Below are 19509 nucleotides of genomic sequence, written 5' to 3' on the forward strand. Positions count from 1 at the left end.
GCCTTGCAAGCGGCAGCGGCGCGGTGATTACTGCGCCGCAGTATGGCCGGACGTCCGGCTAGCCGTGGAGCGATCATGACCAAAGCCGTGTTGGGGATCATCGGCGGATCCGGCATCTACGATCTGCCGGGCCTGGAGAATGTCCACGAGGAAGCGATCGCGAGTCCCTGGGGCGAGCCGTCGGCGCCGCTGCGCCGTGGCGAGATGGCGGGACTGCCGATCGTATTCCTGCCGCGGCACGGCCCGGGACACGCGCTGTCGCCGTCCGATATCAACTACCGCGCCAATATCGACGTCTTGAAGCGGGCCGGGGTCACCGACCTGGTCGCGCTGTCGGCGTGCGGCTCGTTCAAGGAAGAGCTGCCGCCGGGCACGTTCGTATTGGTCGACCAGTTCGTCGATCGCACCCACAAGCGCGAGAGCTCGTTCTTCGGCAAGGGCTGCGTCGCGCATGTCTCGATGGCGCATCCGGTATCGCCGTTGCTGGCGAAGCATCTCGCCGCCGCGGCCGAAGCCGAGCGCATCGCGTTCGCCCGCGGCGGAACTTACCTCTGCATGGAGGGGCCGCAATTCTCCTCGCTCGCGGAAAGCCTGACTTACAAGGCGCAAGGCTATTCGGTGATCGGCATGACCAACATGCCGGAAGCCAAGCTCGCCCGCGAGGCCGAGATCTGCTACGCCAGCGTGGCGATGGTCACCGATTTCGACTGCTGGCATCCGGCGCATGATGCGGTGACGGTGCAGGATATCATCCGCGTGCTGAATTCGAACGCCGAGAAGGCAAAGGCGCTGGTCGCGCGTCTGGCGCGGGATTTCCCGCGCGAGCACGAGCCGTGTCCGATCGGTACGGATTGCGCGCTGGATACCGCGCTGATCACGGCGCCCACAGCGCGTGATCCGCAGCTTCTTGCCAAGCTCGATGCAGTCGCCGGACGGGTGTTACGCACATGAAAGTAGATGGTCGGCATTTTCGCAGTATCTGGCTCGAGCCCGACGGCCGGTCGGTCGGAGCGATCGATCAGCGCCGGCTGCCGCATGAATTCATTGTCGCGAAGATCACGACCGCTGACGAGGCCGGCGAGGCGATCAGTTCGATGCTGGTCCGCGGCGCGCCGCTGATCGGCGCGACCGCGGCCTATGGCATGGCGCTTGCGATGCGCGCCGATGCTTCTGACGCGGCGCTTGAGCGCGCCGGCAAGATGTTGGCCGCGTCCCGGCCGACCGCGATCAACCTGAAGTGGGCGATAGACGAGATGCAGCGCGCGCTCGCGCCGCTTGCAGCGTCGGCCCGCGCGGATGCGGCCTATGCCCGCGCCCGCGAGATCGCCGATGAAGATGTCGAGATCAACCGCGACATCGGCCGTCACGGCCTCGGCCTGATCGAGACGATCGCCGCGACCAAGAAGCCGGGCGAGCCGGTGAACGTGCTGACGCATTGCAATGCGGGTTGGCTTGCAACCGTCGATTGGGGAACGGCGACGTCACCAATCTACCAGGCGCATGACCGCGGCATCCCGGTCCATGTCTGGGTCGACGAGACACGGCCGCGCAATCAGGGCGCTTCGCTCACCGCCTGGGAACTCGGCCATCACGGCGTGCCGCACACCGTGATTCCCGACAACACCGGCGGCCATCTGATGCAGCATCGCATGGTCGACCTTGCGATCGTCGGGACCGATCGCGTCGCTGCCAATGGCGACGTCTGCAACAAGATCGGGACCTATCTGAAAGCACTCGCTGCACACGACAACGGCGTGCCGTTCTATGTCGCGCTGCCGTCGCCGACCATCGACTTTAGTATCGATGATGGTATCAGGCAGATCCCGATCGAGCAGCGCGCGGCCAGCGAGGTCACGCACCTGACCGGGCGTACGGCGGATGGACGGATCGAGACCGTGCGCGTGGTTCCCGACGGCTCAACGGTCGCCAATTTCGGATTCGATGTCACACCGGCGAGGCTGGTGTCGGGATTGATCACCGAGCGCGGCGTCCTCAGTGCGGATCGTGCTGCGCTTGCGAGCGCGTTTCCCGAACGTTCCAAGGTTAGCTGAAGGCTGCATTGACGTTGATTGCATCAGCACGCTATCCCAATCGTTGCCTTCGCAACCGAGACCGTCTCGTCCATGTCCAAGACAGAACTTGAGATCGTCGTCGACGATCCGACCGCGCCTGAAGAAAATTCGCCTGCCGTCGTCTCTACCGGCATCGTCGACATCGTCGTCTCGCTGCTGCTGCTCGCGCTCGCAGTGGTGCTCGGCTGGGACAATTGGCGCACCGGCGCGTCTTGGGACTCGACCGGGCCGCAGCCGGGCTACTTCCCGTTCTATCTCTCGGTCATCCTCGGCGCCGCCAGCCTTTATGGCCTGGGCGCCGCCTTCGTCTCGCGTCGCGAGGCGGCGGAGACCTTCATCACCCGGGCGCAGCTGCGCCGGGTGATGGCGGTGTTCGTGCCGACCTTCCTGTTCTGCCTCGCCACCCAATATCTCGGCCTCTATGTCGCGAGCTTCCTCCTGATCGCAGGCTTCATGCGCATCGTCGGCAAGATCGCGCTATGGAAGTCGCTGCTGACCGCTTTCATCTTCACCGCCGCGATGTTCGTGACCTTCGACATCGCATTCGATGTCATTATGCCGAAGGGGCCGCTTGAAGCGGCCTTCGGTTACTGAGCGATCGACAGGATTTCGAAACATGGAAGCCTTCGGTCTCTTGCTGCACGGCTTTGCCGTCCTGCTGACGTGGAAGACGCTGCTGCTGATGATGGTCGGGCTCGTGCTCGGCATCTTCGTCGGCGTGCTGCCCGGGCTTGGCGGCCCCAACGGCGTCGCGATCCTGTTGCCGCTGACCTTCACGATGGATCCGACATCCGCCATCGTGATGCTGTCCTGCATCTACTGGGGCGCGCTGTTCGGCGGCGCCATCACCTCGATCCTGTTCAACATCCCCGGCGAGGCCTGGTCGGTCGCGACCACCTTCGACGGCTATCCGATGGCCCAGCAGGGCAGGGCGGCCGAAGCGCTGACCGCCGCGTTCACTTCGTCCTTCATCGGCTCACTGGTCGCGGTGCTCTTGATCACCTTCCTGGCGCCGATGATCTCGTCATTCGCGCTGAAGTTCGGCCCGCCGGAATTCTTCGCGGTCTATCTGCTGACCTTCTGTTCCTTCGTCGGTCTCGGCCGCGAGGCCAAGCACAAGACTGTGATCTCGATGTCGCTCGGGCTTTTGCTCGCCGGCGTCGGCATGGATACAGTGTCCGGGCAGCTGCGCATGACCTTTGGCTCTGCGGAGCTGTTGCGCGGCATCAACTTCCTCGTCGCCGTCATCGGCCTGTTCGGCATCAGCGAGATCCTGCTGACGATGGAGGAGCGCCTGGCGCTGCGCGGACACGCGGCAGGCATCTCGCTCCGCGTCGTGCTGTCGGTATGGAAGGACCTGCCGAAATACTGGGTGACGCTGCTGCGCTCGTCCGTGATTGGCTGCTGGCTCGGCATCACGCCGGGCGGCGCGATCGCGGCCTCGTTCATGGGCTACAACCTCGCCAAGCGCTTCTCCAAGGATCAGGAGAGTTTTGGCAAGGGTCGGATCGAGGGCGTGTTCGCGCCGGAGACGGCAGCCCATGCGTCGGGGACCTCGGCGCTGCTGCCGATGCTCGCACTCGGCATTCCGGGTTCGGGAACTGCGGCGATCCTGCTCGGCGGGCTGATGGTGTGGGGCCTCAACCCGGGGCCGCTGCTGTTCGTCGAGCACAAGGATTTCGTCTGGGGCCTGATCGCCTCGATGTATCTCGGCAACGTCGTCGGCCTCGTGCTGGTGCTGACCACGGTGCCGATCTTCGCCTCGATCCTGCGCGTGCCGTTCGCGGCCGTCGCCCCGATGATCGTGGTGTCCTGCGCGATCGGCGCCTACGCGATCCAAAATGCGATGTTCGATATCTGGCTGATGCTGGGCTTTGGCGTGGTCGGCTACGTCTTCAAGAAGATCGGCATCCCGCTGGCGCCGTTCACGCTTGCTTTGGTGCTCGGCAGCCGCGCCGAGGACGCGTTCCGCCTCTCGATGATCGGCTCAGGCGGCGACATGAAGGTGTTCTGGTCGAACGGCCTCGTCGGCACGATCACGACATTGGCGATCGTGCTGCTGTTCTGGCCGGTGATCGATCGGGCCTTTGCCGGCGTCGCGCGTCTGCTGCGGCCGGCAAAGGCGTGAGGTTCAAGAGCGTTTTCGAGCGAAGTGGACACCGGTTCGCGTGAAGAAAACGCGTCAAGACAAGAATCTAGAGCTCCGTTCCGATTTGATCGGAACGGAGCTCTAGACCACCTTGCGCTGGCGGAGCTCGGCGATCTCGTCCTTGCCGAAGCCGAATTCGGTCAGCACTTCCTCGGTCTGCTCGCCGAATTCCGGCGGCCGCGCCGCCATCTTGCTCGGCGTCCGCGACAGCGTGACGGGCTGGCTGACCAGCTGGATGTGCCGGTTCTCGTCGTTCGGCACGTGCTGGGCCATGCCGAGATGCTTGACCTGGGCATCCTCGAACATCTGGTCGATCGAGTAGATCGGCCCGCACGGCACGCCGGCAGCGTTCAGCTCCTCCACCCAGGTGTCGGTCGACTTCTTCTCGGTCAACACGTTGATCCTGGCATTGAGCGCATCGCGGTTCTTCGAGCGCGCCGGGGCGGTCGCGTAATCGGGGTCGGTGATCAGCTCGGGCGCGCCGATCGCCTGGGCGCAGCGCTCCCAGATCCGCCCGCCTGTCGTGGCGATGTTGATATAGCCGTCGGAGGTCTTGAACACGCCGGTCGGGATCGAGGTCGGATGGTTGTTGCCGGCCTGCTTGGCGACTTCCTTTTCCATTAGCCAGCGCGCCGCCTGGAAATCCAGCATGAAGATCTGCGCCTGCAGCAGCGAGGTCTGCACCCATTGGCCCTCGCCGGACACGTCGCGCTCCAGCAGCGCGGTGAGGATCCCGATCGCGCAGAACAGCCCCGCGGTCAGGTCGGCCACGGGAATGCCGACCCGCATCGGGCCTTCGCCGGGCGCGCCGGTCACCGACATCAGGCCGCCCATGCCCTGTGCGATCTGATCGAAGCCCGGGCGCTTGTGGTAGGGGCCGTCCTGGCCGAAGCCGGAGATGCTGCCATAGACGATCTTCGGGTTGATCTTGCGGATGCTCTCATAGTCGATGCCGAGCTTGGCCTTCACGTCCGGCCGGAAGTTCTCGACCACGACATCAGCCTGTTCGGCGAGCCGCTTGAACACCTCGAGCCCCCTGGGGTCCTTCAGGTTCAGCGTCATGGCGCGCTTGTTGCGGTGCAGGTTCTGGAAATCGGATCCGCCGCGCGGGCCGCCCGGCTGCTCGCCGCCGCCGTCCTCCAGCAGCGCATCGATCTTGATAACGTTGGCACCCCAGTCGGCGAGCTGGCGCACGCAAGTCGGCCCGGACCGGACCCGGGTCAAATCCAGCACGGTGAAACGGGACAGGGCTTGGGATGCGCGGGGAAAGGGCATTGAGACACCTCTTGTTTGGCGGGCCGCTGTGGGGGCTATGGCTCATCTGCCATAGACAATTTGGCAGGTCTTTCCAACTGTTACCCCGATAACAACCGCCGGAAACGAACAGTCACGGTTCCGCGTAGACCGGCTCTGCGTCCGCTGCGATTCGAGCCTGCCCACACCTGCGCGCCCGCCAACCCTCGACAATCGCCGTGGTGGCTGCTAGCCCGTCGCCTCACCGAATGGGTTTTGCCCTTATGGAAGAGGGACTTGAGGCGTTTCGACGTGATGGACCGAAAGCGGGCATGGCAGTGAAGAGAGGTCCGTCCCATCTGCTCGGCAACTCGGCATGGAATGCGACTGCATTTGCGGTCGCGGTTCTGCTCAACCTCGCCATTCTCCCGTTCGTGATTTTCCGGCTCGGCCTCGCCGCGTTCGGCGTTGCGGGCCTGGTGACGGCCTGCGTCGCGCCGGCGCTGATGTTCAGCAATGCGCTTGGCCTCTCGACGGCGCGCGAACTCGCGCAACGGCTGGAACCGTCCGATCGCGACGAGGCGCAACGGTTTTTCGGGACCGCCCTTGCGCTCGCCATCGCCGTGGGTGCCCTGATCGCGGCCTTGCTGATCCTTGCGGGCGCGCCGCTCGCGCGGTTGGGATTTCACCTCGGCGGCCCGGCTGCCGAAGACCTCGGGCTAGCCTTCGCATTGGCTGGCGCCGGCTGGCTCTGCCAGTGCCTGTTCGCGGTCTTCCTCTCGCTGTTCACGGCACGTCAGGACTATCAGCGGATCGCGGCGATCAGCATCACCGGCACGGTGGTGACGACGATGTCGATGCTGTTGCTGATTCCCTATGCGCCGCGTGCCTCGACCTTCCTCGGCTGTCAGGCCCTGGGCTTCGCAACCAATCTCCTGATGGCTTTCGCCTGGTCGCGGCACGCGATCAGCGACTGGCTGGCCCGTCCGGCGGTCGATCGCGGCGCGCTGCGCGCATTGGTCAGGCTTGGCGGCTGGCAGGTGGCAGCGCAGAGCGGCGCGCTGTTCGCCGGTCAAGCGGACCGCTATCTGCTCGGCGCGCTGCTGCAGCCGCAATTCGTCGGCTTCTACAGCGTCGCGCAGCGGCTCGAGGAGGCAGTCTATATCGGCGTGCTAAAGATCGGCGAGATCCTGTTCCCGTTCTTCAGCACGCTGCAGAAGGAAGATGACGATCGCAAGGTCGACCTGCTGCTTCGCTCGTCCTGGATTCTCAATGTGCTGGCCGCGAGCGCGCTTGGCGGGCTGATCCCGGTCGCCGGGGCGCTGCTGTATCGATGGACCGGCGCCGAGGTCGCCGCCGAGGCGCAGCTGGTGCTTGTGGTGCTTGCGATTAGCGGGATATTGGGGTCGAGCGCTAATGTGTTCGCGTTCTATCTGCTGTCGCAGGGACGCTCCAGCTTCAACGCGCTGATCTCGCTCGTCACGGGCATCTTCACGCTGGCGACCAGCGCGGTCGCGCTGCCGTATTTCGGCTGGCAGGCGGCCGGCTGGAGCTCGTGCGTCGGGATGGCCGCCCAGATGGTGATCACGGTGCTGCTGCTCAGGCGAACCTTCAGGCTTTCAGCGATGTGGTCGCGGATGCTGCATTTCGTCCTGATCCCGCTCGGCACGGGCATCGCCGTTGCGCTTGCGCTGCGCTCGCAGCTTGGCCATGTGTCATTCGACCACGCGCCGTCATGGTGGTATGTGGTGTCGCTCTACGGCGTGTCGGCGGCGGCGATCTTTGTCGCCGCCATCGCCGTGTCGCAGCTTGGTCCTTATCGCGCCGTCTGCTGGCGCGATCTCCGTATCATCATCAACCGCTTCTTGCCGTTCAAGGCTGCCTAGACATGTGTGGTATCGCAGGCATCGTCAATCTGCGCGGCGCCCCCGTGGAGCCGGCCGACATCTCGCGGCTCACCAGCCTGATCGCGCATCGCGGTCCGTTCGGCGAGGGCACCTGGTTCAACGCGAAACGAAACGTTGCCTTCGGCCATCGCCGGCTCGCCATCATCGATCCCGGCGAGGGCGGCTATCAGCCGATGGCATCAGGCGATGGTCGCCATGTGATCGTCTACAATGGCGAGATCTACAATTTCCTTGAACTGCGCCGCGAGCTCGAGGCGAAGGGCGCGGTCTTCCGCAGCCAGTCCGATACCGAAGTGATCCTTGCCGCCTGGCAGGCATGGGGCGAGGATATGCTGCTGCGCTTCAACGGTATGTGGGCGCTGGCGATCTACGACACGGCCAGCGAGGATCTGTTCCTTGCGCGCGATCGCTTCGGCATCAAGCCGATGCTGTACGCGTTGTCACCCGAGCGGTTCGTGTTTGCGTCAGAGCAGCGGGCGCTGGCGCGGAGCGGGCTGATCGAGACATCGCTCGACATCGACGTGGCGCGTCGGTTGCTGCTTGACCCGTTCGGGATCGAGGGCAGCGAGCGGACGCTGTATTCGCAACTGCGTCGCCTGCAGGGTGGCCACTGCATGTGGCTGCGTCAGGGGCGGGTGCAGGTGCGGCGCTGGTGGCGGACCGTGGATCATCTGCCCGCGATCCCCGACACCGAAGCCGAACGCGTCGCACGCTTTCACGAGCTGTTTCAGGATTCCGTGGCGCTACGGATGCGCAGCGACGTTCCGATCGGGACCTGCCTGTCCGGCGGCTTCGACTCGTCCGCGGTGATCTGTGCCATGGCGACGCATGAAAAGGCCGGCATGGGACCGCGCGACTCGACCGCCTGGCGGCACGCCTTTGTCGCGACCTTTCCCGGCGCTAGCAATGACGAGCGGCCGATGGCAGAGGAAGCGGCCGCGTGGGCCGACGTGGCGCCGAGCTTTCTCGAGATCGGGCGTTCCAATGCGCTCACCGACCTCGACAGGATTCTTGACGACAATGACGATGTCTATATCGGGCTGCCAAGCGCGCCGTGGCTGATCTATCGCGAGCTCCGCCGCCAGAACGTCACCGTGTCGCTCGATGGCCATGGCGCGGACGAGTTGATGGGCGCTTACTTTCAAGAAGGACAGTCGGCCGCGTTCCGGATCCGCAACGCAGCGGCCGCGCTCATGTCGCGATCGCGGCTGGCGCAGCGCGGCATCGACTTCTTGCGGGCGCAGATGATCCGCCGCCAGGGGCGCTATTTCCTGCGGGGAGGCCTGACAGCGATCCCCGCAGCGTTGCCGCTGGTCGCCGAGAATGACGAACTGCCGGATACGTGGGGCGCGCTGAACCGGCGTCTCTACCGCATGTTCCACTCGACCACGCTGCCGACCATTCTGCGTAATTTCGACCGGCTCTCGATGGCCCACGGGATCGAGGTGCGGATGCCGTTCATGGACTGGCGGCTGGTGACCTATACGATGGCGCTGCCGGAAACCAGCAAATCGGCCGACGGCATGACCAAGGTGGTGGCGCGGCAGGCGATGGCGAACCTGATGCCCGAAAGCATCCGCACCGCGCGCCGCAAGGTCGGCTTCAACTCGCCGATGCCGGAATGGCTGAACGGACCGCTGGCCGGTTGGACCGCGGAGCTGCTCGATCGGAAGGTCCCGGCATTTGCCGAGTTCGTCGACGAAGCACCGCTCCGAAAGGCGGTCGGCCACTTGACGGCAGCGCAGCGCTGGGATTGGGAATCCGTTGGCCGGATCTGGCCATACCTGAACATGAAATGGCTGTTGGCAAGGTCGGCATAGGCAATGCGTCTGTTCCAGAATAGTGGTCTCTATCCGTCCTATCTGCCGCGGCTGAACCAGCTTGCGGCAAAGGCATCGACCTTTGCGGCACGTCGTGACGTGTTCCTGCACGATCGCTTCGGCGCGGCGCATTTTCTCGAGCCCGTGCTTGACGGCGCGCCCGAGACCTTCTTCACCAATGCCGACGACGAAGTGCTGCAGCGCCAGTGGGCGCGTGAGCAGGGCATGCAGGGCACGCCGACACTCGAGGCGATTCTGCTCGCGCAGATCGAGCATCACAGAACCGAGGTGTTCTACAATCTCGATCCGGTGCGCTTTCCGAGCGCGTTCGTCGCCAAGCTTCCCGGCTGCGTGAAAAAGACACTGTGCTGGCGCGCGGCGCCCTCGGGAAATGCCGATCTCACCGCCTACGGCGCGGTGCTTGGAAATTTCCCATCGATCCTCCAGGCCTGGCGCGACAAAGGATGCCGGGCGGAGCTGTTCTTCCCCGCCATCGATCCTGTGATGGAGCAGTACGGCCATGGCGAACGGCCGATCGATGTGGCGTTCGTCGGCGGATATTCGCGGCATCACAGCGCGCGGGGACGGACGCTCGAACAGGTCGCGGCCCTGGCGGCCGATCGCAACATCGTGTTCTGCCTCGATGCATCGCGGCTGACGCGGCTTGCCGAAAGCCCGCTCGGGCGATTACTGCCGCTCGGGAAGCACCGGCGGCCCGACGTCATCGCGCGAATAGCGCGGCTGCCGCTGTTCGGCAGGGACCTCTACGAGCTGTTCGGATCGGCCAAGATCGTGCTCAACGGCGCAATCGACATGGCCGGCAACGATCGCGGCAACATGCGCTGCTTCGAGGCGATGGGCTGCGGGTCGTTGCTGGTGTCGGATGCCGGCAACTACCCAGAGGCGATGCTGGACGGCGTGACGATGCGCACATACGACGCGCCTGAAAGGGCAGCCGCGGCGATTTCAAGTAGCCTGCAGGATTGGTCGCAATGGGCCGGGATCGCCGCGTCCGGCCGAAGCCGCGTGCAGCAGATCTACAGCAAGGCCTCGCAATGGGCCCAGTTTATCGATCTCGTCGCGCGGATTGAGCCGTGCTAGAGGGGGCACAGAGCCGGCCAGCGGGCGGGCGATCGGGCCGAGATGATGTCTGCAAGTGACTTGATCCATCAACTGAAATGGGCGGCCGACGGGCTTGCCGTGCCGCTGTTCAGGCTGCGGCCGCGGCCGTTCGGCCCGGGTTATCAGACGGTCAAGCGCGATACGATCACCGCGGCCATCGATGCCGGCCTGCTTCAGGCAGGAAACGAGCTTCCGCCCGGCTACGGCGTTGCGATGGACGAGCGCGTGGTGGAATATCCCTGGGTCTATGGCCGCTTGAACAGCGTCGGCAAGATGCTGGACGCTGGATCGACCTTCAATCACGATTTCCTGCTGCAGCGTCCGCCGTTGCGCGGCGCCGACCTCACCATCATGACCCTGGCGCCGGAGCGGCGGTGCTATTGGCATGATGGCTATTCCTACGTCTTCGGTGATCTCCGGAAGACGATGTTCGGCGATCAGGTGTTCGACACCGTCGCCAGCATTTCGACGATCGAGCATATAGGCCTCGACAATCAGATGCTGTACACGGGCGACCCGCGCGACGCCGAGACCGATCGGGACGGCTTCGTTCCGGCGGTGAAGGAGTTCAAGCGCATCCTCAAGCCCGGTGGGACCTGCCTGATCTCCGTGCCGTTCGGCAAGCGCGACAATCTCGGCTGGTACCAGGTATTTGATCTTGCGATGATCGAGCGGATCATCGAGGCATTCGGCGCGGCCTCGCACCATGTCGACTATTTCGGATATTCGCGGCAGGGCTGGTCGCGCCAGAGCGCGGAGGCACTCGCTGACGCCACCGTCTTTGACATCCACACCGGCAAGGGGCAGGGCAACGACCTTGCGGCGTCGTCGCGCGCCGTCGCGTGCCTGCAGCTAACGGCATGAATGTCGATTACCTGATCCAGCGTCTGCTTGGGCGCGCGACTTGCCGCTTGCAGGCAGGCTCGGCGCTCGGCCGCCATGCCAGGATCAGAAACATCCGTGGCGATTCCGACAAGATCGTGGTCGGCAGCAATAGCCGCATCCTGGGCGAGCTCCTGACCTTCGCGCATGGTGGGGCGATCAAGATCGGCGAGTGGTGCTACGTCGGCGAGGGAACCCGGATCTGGTCTGCTGCCTCGATCGAGATCGGCAATCGTGTTCTGATCTCGCATTCGGCCAATGTTTTCGACAACCTCACGCATCCGCTGCGGGCGGCGGAGCGGCACGGGCAGGTCCAGCAGATTTTCACGCGCGGCCATCCGAGCGACATTTCGCTGGATGAGAGCCCCGTCAAGATCTGCGATGATGCCTGGATCGGTGCCGGTGCAATGGTCCTGCGTGGTGTGACGGTCGGGCAGGGCGCAATCGTCGCGGCCGGCGCGGTCGTGACCAGGGATGTCGCGCCGTTTACGATCGTGGCGGGCAATCCTGCGGTGCTGGTGAGGGAGCTTGGCCCCGATGAGCGGTGAGCGCAGGTTTACCACCTGGGAGGAAGCGGTGGTCTGGCTGCGCAATCAGCCGGAGCAGCGCCAGCTCGTGCTCGACGCATTCTACGACGATCCGCTGGTTGGCGCCGCTGAGCGCTATTTTCAGAGTTCCGAGTGGCAGGCGGTCGCCGCGCTACTCACCGGCCGGTCAGGTGCCGCGCTCGACGTTGGCGCCGGTCGCGGCATTGCGAGCTACGCGCTCGCCCGTACCAGCTTTGCCGTCACCGCGCTCGAGCCAGACCCCAGCGCAATCGTGGGAGCGGCAGCGATCCGTAGCCTGGCGCAACAGACGCAATTGCCGATCCAGGTGGTCGAGGAGTTTTCCGAGCGGCTGCCATTCGCCGATGCGACATTCGATCTCGTGTTCGCGCGCGCCGTGCTGCATCATACGCGCGATCTCGACGGCGCATGCCGGGAGATGTTTCGCGTGCTGCGACCGGGTGGCATGCTGATCGCGGCGCGCGAGCATGTCATCAGCAAGGAGGCGGACCTGCCGCAGTTCCTTGCGCAGCACCCGTTGCACCATCTTTACGGCGGCGAGCATGCCTTCCTGCTCGATCGTTACACCGGCGCGCTGACCAGCGCAGGCTTTTCTGCGATCGACACGCTGGCGCCGCTGCAAAGTCCGATCAACCTGTTTCCCTATACGCTCGAGACGCTGAGAGCGGCGATCGTGACGAGGCTGTCGCAAAAGGTTCCGGTTGCTCCGCTGTGGCGAACTGCTTTCGCCTCACGGCGTGTGTTTGGCTCGCTGCTGTCGATGGCCGAACGTTTCGACAATCGGCCGGGCCGGCTCTACTCCTTTGTCTGTCACAAGGCCTGAGCGATGATCGTCTGGGTTACCGGTGCGAACGGGTTCATCGGCCGCCATCTCGTCCACGAGCTGGCAGGGACAGGCCATGCGGTGCACGGCGTCGGACACGGGGCGCTTGATGCAACCGAAGCCCGGCGGCTTGGCTTGCAGAGCTGGATCAACGGGGAGATTGACGCGGCCAATCTGAATGCGCTTGCGGCTGCACACGGGCTACCGACGCGTATCTTCCATCTGGCCGGTGGATCGTCCGTCGGGGTCTCGATCGAGCGGCCGTTTGAGGATTTTTCGCGGACGGTTGCGAGCACCGCGCGGCTGCTCGAATGGCTGCGCGGATCGGCGCCCGACTGCGCGGTGATCGCGGCGTCGAGCGCGGCCGTTTACGGGGCCGATCATGTCGGCCCGATCTCTGAAAGTGCCGTCGTCACTCCGATGTCGCCGTATGGGCAGCACAAGTTGATGATGGAGCAATTGTGCAGGAGCTATGCGCGGTCGTTCGGCTTGCATTGCACGGTCGTGCGGCTGTTCTCCGTCTATGGGCCAAATTTGCGCAAACAATTGCTCTGGGACATCTGTTCGCGGCTCAACGCCAAGGAGCAGGTGCTCGCGCTCGGTGGGACCGGCAACGAGATACGTGACTGGACCGACGTTCGCGACGTCGCGAGGCTGCTTGCGAACGTCGCGGAAGCCCCGTCGGCACAGGAGACCTTCCGGGTCATCAATGGCGGTTCGGGCCGAGGGACGAGCGTTGCCGACATCGCCGCGGGTCTCATCGGACGGTGGGATGGCAAGACGGTTGTGCGGCACTCGGGGGTCAGCCGCCCCGGTGATCCCATGAGCCTGTTGGCCGACGATGCGATGCTGCGCCAGATCGGATTTGATTGGCGCATTCCGCTCGATCAGGGGCTCGCCGACTACGTGACCTGGTTCAAGGGGCAGGCTTCGTGACGCCGCGTCCCCTGCGGTTCGCGTTCAGTCACATTTCTCGGCGGCTATGGGCCGGCGGCTACAATTATCAGCGCAATCTGTTCGCGGCGCTCGACCGGTTCTTGCCCGGAGAGTTCGTCCCCGTCGTCTTTGCCGGGACCAGGGCCGAAGAAAATGAACTCGTGGAGCTTGCCGCGGTCCCAGGCGTCGAGATCGTTCGATCGGGCGCGTTCGACGGACAGCCAGGCCTGGCTGCGGCACTCGCGCTAGGTCTGGACCGGGGAGCCGTGGCGGCGTTTCACTCCGCGCGCGTGGATGTTGTGGTCGAAGCCGCGCGCTTCTTCGGCTGGCGGCTGCCTGTTCCTGCAGTGGCGTGGATTCCGGATCTGCAGCACCGTTCGCTGCCCCAGCTGTTTCCAAGGACGGCACGCTGGCGCCGCGAGATCGGCTTTCGCGTTCAGATCGCCTGTGGGCGAACCATCATGCTGAGCAGCGAGAGCGCCTTGCGCGATTTCAGGGCCTGCTATCCGCATGCCCGAAACCGGGTCAGCGTCGTTCGCTTCGCGACCCAGCCGCCCGCCGCGTTCCTGAACACTGACCCATCAGAGGTGATCGCGGCCTACGGTCTGCCGGCGAACTACTTCTATCTGCCCAACCAGTTCTATCGCCACAAGAACCACCAGCTGGTCGTCGACGCCCTGACCATCCTGAAGCGTCGCGGGGTCAACGTGGTCGTCTGCGCCTCCGGCAGCACGGAAGATCGGCGCGAGCCCGGCTACTACGATCTGGTCGACGCCGAGATCCGGAAGCGCGGCCTCGATACGCATTTCCGGCACCTCGGCGTCATTCCGTTGCCCCACGTCTACGCGCTGCTGCGGGCTTGTACCGCGCTGCTCAACCCGTCGCGCTTCGAGGGTTGGAGTACCACGGTCGAGGAAGCGAAGTCGTTCGACGTTCCGACGATCCTGTCCGACATCGATGTGCATCAGGAGCAGACCGCCGGCGCCGCGCGCTATTTTGGCGTCGATGATCCGGTCGCGCTGGCGGACCATCTGATGCAGCTCTCCGAGCTCAAGCGTGAACCGGCGGTACGAAATGTCCTCGCGCATCAGGACGACAATGTCCGCGCGTTTGCGGCGAGCTTTTCCGCCACGATGCGGCAGGCCGTTCGTCGGAATGGATGAGCTGGCGGCAACGTAGAAGCAGAGCCGGGGTCACGATCGGCCGAGGACAGTTGACGCAGCGGACGCGGTACACGACCTGCAATCTGATCCTTCGATGCTGATTGCGATGGCGTCTCCGAGCCGCACGCTCGGCGGCATGATCCGACAGTGCCGCGCGGCATTTTCGAGCAGAACGACTGAGATCGTTGCTCGCGACAATATGCCGCGACGAGACAACTGTGGACGCTCGGCGCCAGCGAGAAGCTTGTAGGTGTCTCCGTAGAAATAATCGCGCGTTGCGGTCGCGTTCGATCTGCCGATTTTCCGCGCTTCGATCGAAAGAACGGTGAGCAGCCGGGCTCTCGAGATTGCTTGTTCGTTTCAAAACATTTCACGAGGCAGCGCCCATCCACCGCGCTAACATTTTGCTCGTCGTGCTTCTCGCTCTTGCACGTCTTGCCCGCGCTGAGCTGTATTCTCACGATGTGGATGTTGGAGTATCAGCCACGACAAAATGCGTGGACGGATAATTGAGAATTACACACACGAGACCATATGAAACTGAAGGTACTTTATGCGCTGCTTCTGGTGTCGGTTTGCGCAGTTTTCCTGATTCCCTTCGCGCAATTTAAGTGGAACCCGCCAACCGAACTCACCGACGCGGTTCATTCCACCGCTGAGCGGATGGCTCGCTTGGAAGAGAGCGAGCGTCAGGTTGGAGCGCGCCTGGCGTCAATGCCGGGTCACGAGCGGAGAATTCCCGATATCCGAGGCTCGTCGATTGCGGTCGCGCTCGATCGGCATGATGAAGGACCGATGGGGCCGGTCTCGGCGGCAAGGATTGGAGCTCATGAGTTTCTGATTGCCAATTATCTGGATATCTACCTCTTCGACCAAGAACGGCGCACCGCCGTGCCGCTTCAGATCGACGTCGAGTTGCGGGTCTGGAATCCGACAGCGGTGTTTTATTCCGCGTTCTACGATCGGGTGTTCATCGCCAACTATTCAGGAAAGGACGTTGTCGTCGCTCAACTCGTGCGTGACGGCGCGGTCCCCAAGCTCCATCTGACGGAGCGGATCGTGAATGAGACTGCCATCCAGGGCGCAGAGGGCATTGTGGTCTCCACGGGAGGGCGCTTCATGGCGATCGCCGACTATGAAGGCAATGCGCTGTCCTTGTTCGAAAGGATTGATGACCAATGGGCATTCCGCTGGAAGCGCGAGATCATTGGTTCTCATGGCGTGGCCATTATCGGTGATTACGTATTCGGCTCTGGCCAAGCCACCGTTGCGAAGTTCTCCATCGAAAGCGGGCAGGAGATCGCCAGAATTTCAAAGCTCGGTTCCGATCCGATTCTGTTTGCGACGTGTCTCAACGTCGACGAAAGCACTGGAGAGTTGGTTGGATCGGACGCGGTGTCCGGCATCGTCTTCACGATGACCAAGGCTCTCGAGGTCACCGGCAAGTTCGGCGCCAACGGACCCTCCTATGCGAACTTCTCGTCTCCGTTCTGCGCGTACCGCGATCGTCAAGGAATGTACGTTCTTTCGACCTATCAAGACAGGTTCGTCAGCATCGGTCACGACAGCACGACCTCGTATGAGTTCGGCGGAGCGCAATGGAGATACATTGATTTTCCGCTCGGGCTGCAAAACGCAGCGAACATGCTGCACGGGGCGGCGCAGTTCGATCGTCCAAGCTACAGAATGTTCGATAAGAGTGTCCGCGCCGGCTATGGAGCCTTGTATGCGGATGACGGAAAGCTGCTCCTGATGCCTCAACGGCAGGAGCTGTTCGACGGTGACTCGCCATTTTACGTCACGAGCATTGCCAGCAACTCAACCTGGCTTGTCATCGTGGCCAACTCCTCACCAAGAGCGCTGCTCTACAATCGTAAGACCGGAGAGCTTGGCGCGGTGACGATTGGTGAGTGGGATTGTTGGGCGATAGCGGCTGAAGTTCTGTGCCCGTCAAGGCGATATTCGGTCGATGAGCTTTCTGCGGAGGTCAACCTGCTGGAACCAGAGCAACAGGCAGCCGCTCCTGGAGGTTTGACCGGGCCTGCTGTTCCGATCCTCAAATATTGGGCGGCATGGAAGCTGACGCAGGCGCCGCGGGACTTGGCTTCGGGCAATTGATAGCCGGCGCCCTTATCCTGCCGGCGTTCGCTGAGCGCAGCTGTGCATCCGGATGTTGAGCCGTTGCCTTAGTCGGCGCCCGGAGTTAGCTCAAAGATGCTGTCGGGGCTTTCATAGGCATCCAGCATCGCCTTGGCGATGAGCTTCGGATTGTGCCACCGTTCGACATAACGTCGCGAGGCCTGGCCACGTGCTGACCATTCAGGCCGTCGATCAAGGATTGCGGCGATGCTTTCGACAAGGTCGCCCGGGTTCAGTCTGTAAACGGGCAACTCGCGCCTGATGGCATCCGGAACGAACATCATATCTTCTTCTCGGATATAGCATGCGGCCGGCTTTCCCATCGCCATCATTTCAACGGTAAAGCCGCCGTACCAGCCTGCCAGCACCTGGTCGATGGCGAGATCTGCCGATCGATAGATCTCCAGCGCCTGCTCGTGGCTCGTCTTCTCGACAAGGATGAGGTCGAAGTCGTACCGCGACCGCAATTGCTCCAGGGCGTTCAGGATCATGGGAGTGCCCTTGATCCGTCCGGCAGTCGGCGCGTGAACGATCTTCAGTCGGCCCTGTGTGGAGGGTGGCGCAACGTCGAACTGTTCGATCTCGACATTTGAGTACGGGAGGAATCGGCCGCTCGGTACGACGTGCCCGAGCTCCGGGTTCAGATAGAAGACCCGATCGAACAGCGGCAGAACCTTTTCGATCAGGAAGTGCCGCCGATGGTCGAGCGCGTCCGTGCATCTTTGATACAGCTCGCAGTGTTGCGGGGCGCACATCGTCCATTCGTTTCGGCTGTTTCCTTCAACAGCCAGCCGCACGTCACATCCTTGCAGGGTCATGAACAGCTTCTTGTTGAACAGGCGGGCGGCGTGCAGGTCTGAGGTCCCCAGTCTGTTGGCGATGTCCGTTACCAGTGATGCCCGGGAGAGCACGGATCCCGGCGCGGAGAGGGGGAAGCCCGGCGACAGAAAGGTCTGTCCGAAATAGTAGTGAAGAACATCGTAGCGCCACTGGTTCTTCAGACCGAACGCCGCGCTGCGGATGGCCGTCTCAACAAACCCGGCGTTCTGTGCCGAGAGCATCCGGTCTGCCGGGTATCCGAGCCATGTGTCGTTTCGAACGACCACGTCGCTGGATGCTCCGAGCTGCCGTTCGGCGCGGGATAGCACCCAGGGCTGATTCCCGACATTGACTGGTCCGTGCAGGATTCTCATGTGCGCGTATTCAGGTGCACCGGCCCGGGTAAAGGCTGCGCGGACTGCATGGCATGATGAGGTTTCGCGAACGCGTCGACTTGCTTCGTCAGGCTTGCCAGCAGATCCCCAGGGAGATCGGCGGTTTCACAATAGAGCTTTCCAAGCCGCGCCGCGACCGCTTGCAAACTATAATGTGTTTCCACGTAGCGGCGTCCGGCGTTGCCGATGCCGTTCAGGTCGAGCTCGCCTCTCAGGCATCGCTTCAGGACATCATAGATGTCGTCAGGACGCGTGTTGATGATCGGGCAGGTCGCCGGATCGATCATCATTTGATCGTTACGCAGAAAGCACAGGACCGGTTTGGCCATAGCCATCGCCTCGAGGGCCGTGTAGCCGTGAAAGCCCGCGACGAACTGATCCGCAACCACGTGCGATGCGCCAAAGAGCTCGATGACCTTCTTGTTGGGGACTCCCTGCACGGAGATCAGCTCGATCTTCTCTCCCTCTTTTACCAAGCGATCAATCGCGTCGAGCAGAAGCCGGGTTCCCTTGAAGTGGCCGTGGTTCGGCGCATGTGCTACTTTCAGCGTGTCGCCGGCTCTGTATGTCGGCGGCTTCGCGACCAGTTTGCTTGCGTCGATCGGCCAGTAGTGGATGTCCCGGCAGCCGGGCACATACGTCACCATGTCGCCCATCGCGATCTGCGCGGTCGCGCGGCCCTTCAGGCGGTCGATCGACGAGGCATGCATCTCCGTCGTGCAAACGCAGAACTTGCCCGGGGCCGGGCATTCTTCGCACAGGTTTGGATGACCGAGCTCGAGCGTTGATTCCCTTGCTCGGACGTCAGCACCATAGGCGTAGGTGTACAGTCGCTTTCCCGAGCGGTGGAGGAGGTCGAGTTCCCAGGGGTTGATGCCATAGCGCCCATCGCTCAGCATCAGGCCGCGGTCATAGAAGTAGTTGAAGAAATCGAAGCGCAGCAGGGCCCAGGCGAAAACGAAGCGACGAAACAGGCCGAGGCCTTTTCGGCTCCGGATCAGTCGAAGGAATCCTTCGAACAGAATGAGATTGATGTCGAATGACCTCGTCACGTAGTAGGTGTTGAACACCAGCGACGACGAGCGGAAGCCCAGCATGCGATCGCAGCGCGCGAGCAGCGGCAAGGTGAGGATCGGAGTCGAGGCCCACAAGGTGCGCACCTTGCCCTTTGCAAGACGCTTCTCGGTGGTGCGCCGGGCTGCGCTCACAAGCAGGCGAGTGGCGAAATCTGCGATGGCAGATTGGATCGGCCGGGGAGATTCAACATCGCCGGCGGGAAGGGCGGCTTCCTTCAGCGACGTCGGTCCGATGGGTTCAATCTTGTTCACTCGGGAGTCCGATGGATGCCAACTCAACGTCAACCAGCAGCTTCTAGCACATGTTCAGTTCGAAGTGCCGCTCGACCGGCAGTGCGTCCTCGGAGCGGCTGCACCGAATTGGCAGCCGGCCAGCGCTATCTCAGGTTTCAGCAGCGCACGAAAAC

16 protein-coding genes are annotated in these 19509 nt (G+C 63.3%); 13 read left to right on the forward strand and 3 right to left on the reverse strand.

Annotated features, from left to right (window positions below):
• Positions 1-75 precede the first annotated feature (75 nt).
• The 4 genes from FBZ93_RS19840 to FBZ93_RS19855 all read left to right on the forward strand — a co-directional run bounded on the left by FBZ93_RS19840 (position 76) and on the right by FBZ93_RS19855 (position 4200).
• Positions 76-951 carry an S-methyl-5'-thioadenosine phosphorylase gene (locus FBZ93_RS19840; RefSeq protein ID WP_146987690.1) on the forward strand — a complete coding sequence of 292 codons (876 nt, stop codon included), beginning with the start codon at positions 76-78 and terminating at the stop codon, positions 949-951.
• Positions 948-2051 (forward strand): S-methyl-5-thioribose-1-phosphate isomerase, encoded by a 1104-nt coding sequence (mtnA, locus tag FBZ93_RS19845; RefSeq protein WP_146987692.1) that lies wholly within the window; start codon positions 948-950, stop codon positions 2049-2051. Before FBZ93_RS19840 ends, mtnA begins: the two co-directional genes overlap by 4 nt.
• A gap of 72 nt (positions 2052-2123) precedes the next feature.
• Entirely contained in the window at positions 2124-2666 is a 543-nt protein-coding gene (locus FBZ93_RS19850; RefSeq protein WP_146987694.1) for a tripartite tricarboxylate transporter TctB family protein, read from the forward strand.
• Positions 2667-2688: 22 nt separating this feature from the next.
• A complete protein-coding gene (locus FBZ93_RS19855; RefSeq protein WP_146987695.1) occupies positions 2689-4200 on the forward strand; it encodes a tripartite tricarboxylate transporter permease in 1512 nt (503 codons plus the stop codon).
• Positions 4201-4302: 102 nt separating this feature from the next.
• On the opposite strand, the gene FBZ93_RS19860 is transcribed toward FBZ93_RS19855, so the two are convergent.
• On the reverse strand, positions 4303-5496 hold the full coding sequence (locus tag FBZ93_RS19860; RefSeq protein ID WP_146987697.1) for a CaiB/BaiF CoA transferase family protein: 1194 nt from the start codon (positions 5494-5496) through the stop codon (positions 4303-4305).
• 290 nt (positions 5497-5786) lie between these two features.
• Here FBZ93_RS19860 and FBZ93_RS19865 point away from each other — a divergent pair, with 290 nt between their 5' ends.
• The 9 genes from FBZ93_RS19865 to FBZ93_RS19905 all read left to right on the forward strand — a co-directional run bounded on the left by FBZ93_RS19865 (position 5787) and on the right by FBZ93_RS19905 (position 16791).
• The gene (locus FBZ93_RS19865; protein ID WP_146987699.1) at positions 5787-7340 is read left to right on the forward strand and encodes a lipopolysaccharide biosynthesis protein; all 1554 of its coding nucleotides are present in this window, start codon (positions 5787-5789) and stop codon (positions 7338-7340) included.
• 2 nt (positions 7341-7342) lie between these two features.
• Positions 7343-9181 (forward strand): asparagine synthase (glutamine-hydrolyzing), encoded by a 1839-nt coding sequence (asnB, locus tag FBZ93_RS19870; RefSeq protein ID WP_146987701.1) that lies wholly within the window; start codon positions 7343-7345, stop codon positions 9179-9181.
• A gap of 3 nt (positions 9182-9184) precedes the next feature.
• On the forward strand, positions 9185-10282 hold the full coding sequence (locus FBZ93_RS19875) for a glycosyltransferase (RefSeq protein WP_146987702.1): 1098 nt from the start codon (positions 9185-9187) through the stop codon (positions 10280-10282).
• Between the two features lie 42 nt (positions 10283-10324).
• Positions 10325-11167 (forward strand): methyltransferase domain-containing protein, encoded by an 843-nt coding sequence (locus tag FBZ93_RS19880; protein ID WP_146987704.1) that lies wholly within the window; start codon positions 10325-10327, stop codon positions 11165-11167.
• Positions 11164-11733, forward strand: coding sequence for an acyltransferase (locus FBZ93_RS19885; RefSeq protein ID WP_146987706.1), 570 nt, complete (start codon positions 11164-11166; stop codon positions 11731-11733). Before FBZ93_RS19880 ends, FBZ93_RS19885 begins: the two co-directional genes overlap by 4 nt.
• Entirely contained in the window at positions 11723-12574 is an 852-nt protein-coding gene (locus tag FBZ93_RS19890; RefSeq protein ID WP_146987708.1) for a class I SAM-dependent methyltransferase, read from the forward strand. The genes FBZ93_RS19885 and FBZ93_RS19890 overlap by 11 nt, the downstream gene beginning before the upstream one ends.
• A 3-nt stretch (positions 12575-12577) precedes the next feature.
• Positions 12578-13510 carry an NAD-dependent epimerase/dehydratase family protein gene (locus tag FBZ93_RS19895; RefSeq protein WP_146987710.1) on the forward strand — a complete coding sequence of 311 codons (933 nt, stop codon included), beginning with the start codon at positions 12578-12580 and terminating at the stop codon, positions 13508-13510.
• Complete coding sequence (locus FBZ93_RS19900; protein ID WP_146987712.1) at positions 13507-14673, forward strand: glycosyltransferase family 4 protein; 1167 nt, start codon at positions 13507-13509, stop codon at positions 14671-14673. The genes FBZ93_RS19895 and FBZ93_RS19900 overlap by 4 nt, the downstream gene beginning before the upstream one ends.
• A gap of 534 nt (positions 14674-15207) precedes the next feature.
• Positions 15208-16791 (forward strand): hypothetical protein, encoded by a 1584-nt coding sequence (locus FBZ93_RS19905; RefSeq protein ID WP_146987713.1) that lies wholly within the window; start codon positions 15208-15210, stop codon positions 16789-16791.
• 68 nt (positions 16792-16859) lie between these two features.
• On the opposite strand, the gene FBZ93_RS19910 is transcribed toward FBZ93_RS19905, so the two are convergent.
• Both FBZ93_RS19910 and FBZ93_RS19915 read right to left on the reverse strand, forming a co-directional pair.
• On the reverse strand, positions 16860-18005 hold the full coding sequence (locus tag FBZ93_RS19910) for a glycosyltransferase (RefSeq protein ID WP_146987716.1): 1146 nt from the start codon (positions 18003-18005) through the stop codon (positions 16860-16862).
• Entirely contained in the window at positions 18002-19354 is a 1353-nt protein-coding gene (locus FBZ93_RS19915; RefSeq protein WP_146987717.1) for a glycosyltransferase, read from the reverse strand. The genes FBZ93_RS19910 and FBZ93_RS19915 overlap by 4 nt, the downstream gene beginning before the upstream one ends.
• Positions 19355-19509: the final 155 nt, after the last annotated feature.

Source organism: Bradyrhizobium macuxiense (genome assembly GCF_007993935.1).
Classification (GTDB): Bacteria; Pseudomonadota; Alphaproteobacteria; order Rhizobiales; family Xanthobacteraceae; genus Bradyrhizobium; species Bradyrhizobium macuxiense_A.

Coding starts and splice junctions, on each gene's coding strand:
- FBZ93_RS19840 (WP_146987690.1), top strand. CDS start 76: ATGACCAAAGCCGTGTTGGGGATCATCGGCGGATCCGGCATCTACGAT.
- mtnA (WP_146987692.1), top strand. CDS start 948: ATGAAAGTAGATGGTCGGCATTTTCGCAGTATCTGGCTCGAGCCCGAC.
- FBZ93_RS19850 (WP_146987694.1), top strand. CDS start 2,124: ATGTCCAAGACAGAACTTGAGATCGTCGTCGACGATCCGACCGCGCCT.
- FBZ93_RS19855 (WP_146987695.1), top strand. CDS start 2,689: ATGGAAGCCTTCGGTCTCTTGCTGCACGGCTTTGCCGTCCTGCTGACG.
- FBZ93_RS19860 (WP_146987697.1), bottom strand. CDS start 5,496: ATGCCCTTTCCCCGCGCATCCCAAGCCCTGTCCCGTTTCACCGTGCTG.
- FBZ93_RS19865 (WP_146987699.1), top strand. CDS start 5,787: ATGGCAGTGAAGAGAGGTCCGTCCCATCTGCTCGGCAACTCGGCATGG.
- asnB (WP_146987701.1), top strand. CDS start 7,343: ATGTGTGGTATCGCAGGCATCGTCAATCTGCGCGGCGCCCCCGTGGAG.
- FBZ93_RS19875 (WP_146987702.1), top strand. CDS start 9,185: ATGCGTCTGTTCCAGAATAGTGGTCTCTATCCGTCCTATCTGCCGCGG.
- FBZ93_RS19880 (WP_146987704.1), top strand. CDS start 10,325: ATGATGTCTGCAAGTGACTTGATCCATCAACTGAAATGGGCGGCCGAC.
- FBZ93_RS19885 (WP_146987706.1), top strand. CDS start 11,164: ATGAATGTCGATTACCTGATCCAGCGTCTGCTTGGGCGCGCGACTTGC.
- FBZ93_RS19890 (WP_146987708.1), top strand. CDS start 11,723: ATGAGCGGTGAGCGCAGGTTTACCACCTGGGAGGAAGCGGTGGTCTGG.
- FBZ93_RS19895 (WP_146987710.1), top strand. CDS start 12,578: ATGATCGTCTGGGTTACCGGTGCGAACGGGTTCATCGGCCGCCATCTC.
- FBZ93_RS19905 (WP_146987713.1), top strand. CDS start 15,208: ATGAAACTGAAGGTACTTTATGCGCTGCTTCTGGTGTCGGTTTGCGCA.
- FBZ93_RS19910 (WP_146987716.1), bottom strand. CDS start 18,005: ATGAGAATCCTGCACGGACCAGTCAATGTCGGGAATCAGCCCTGGGTG.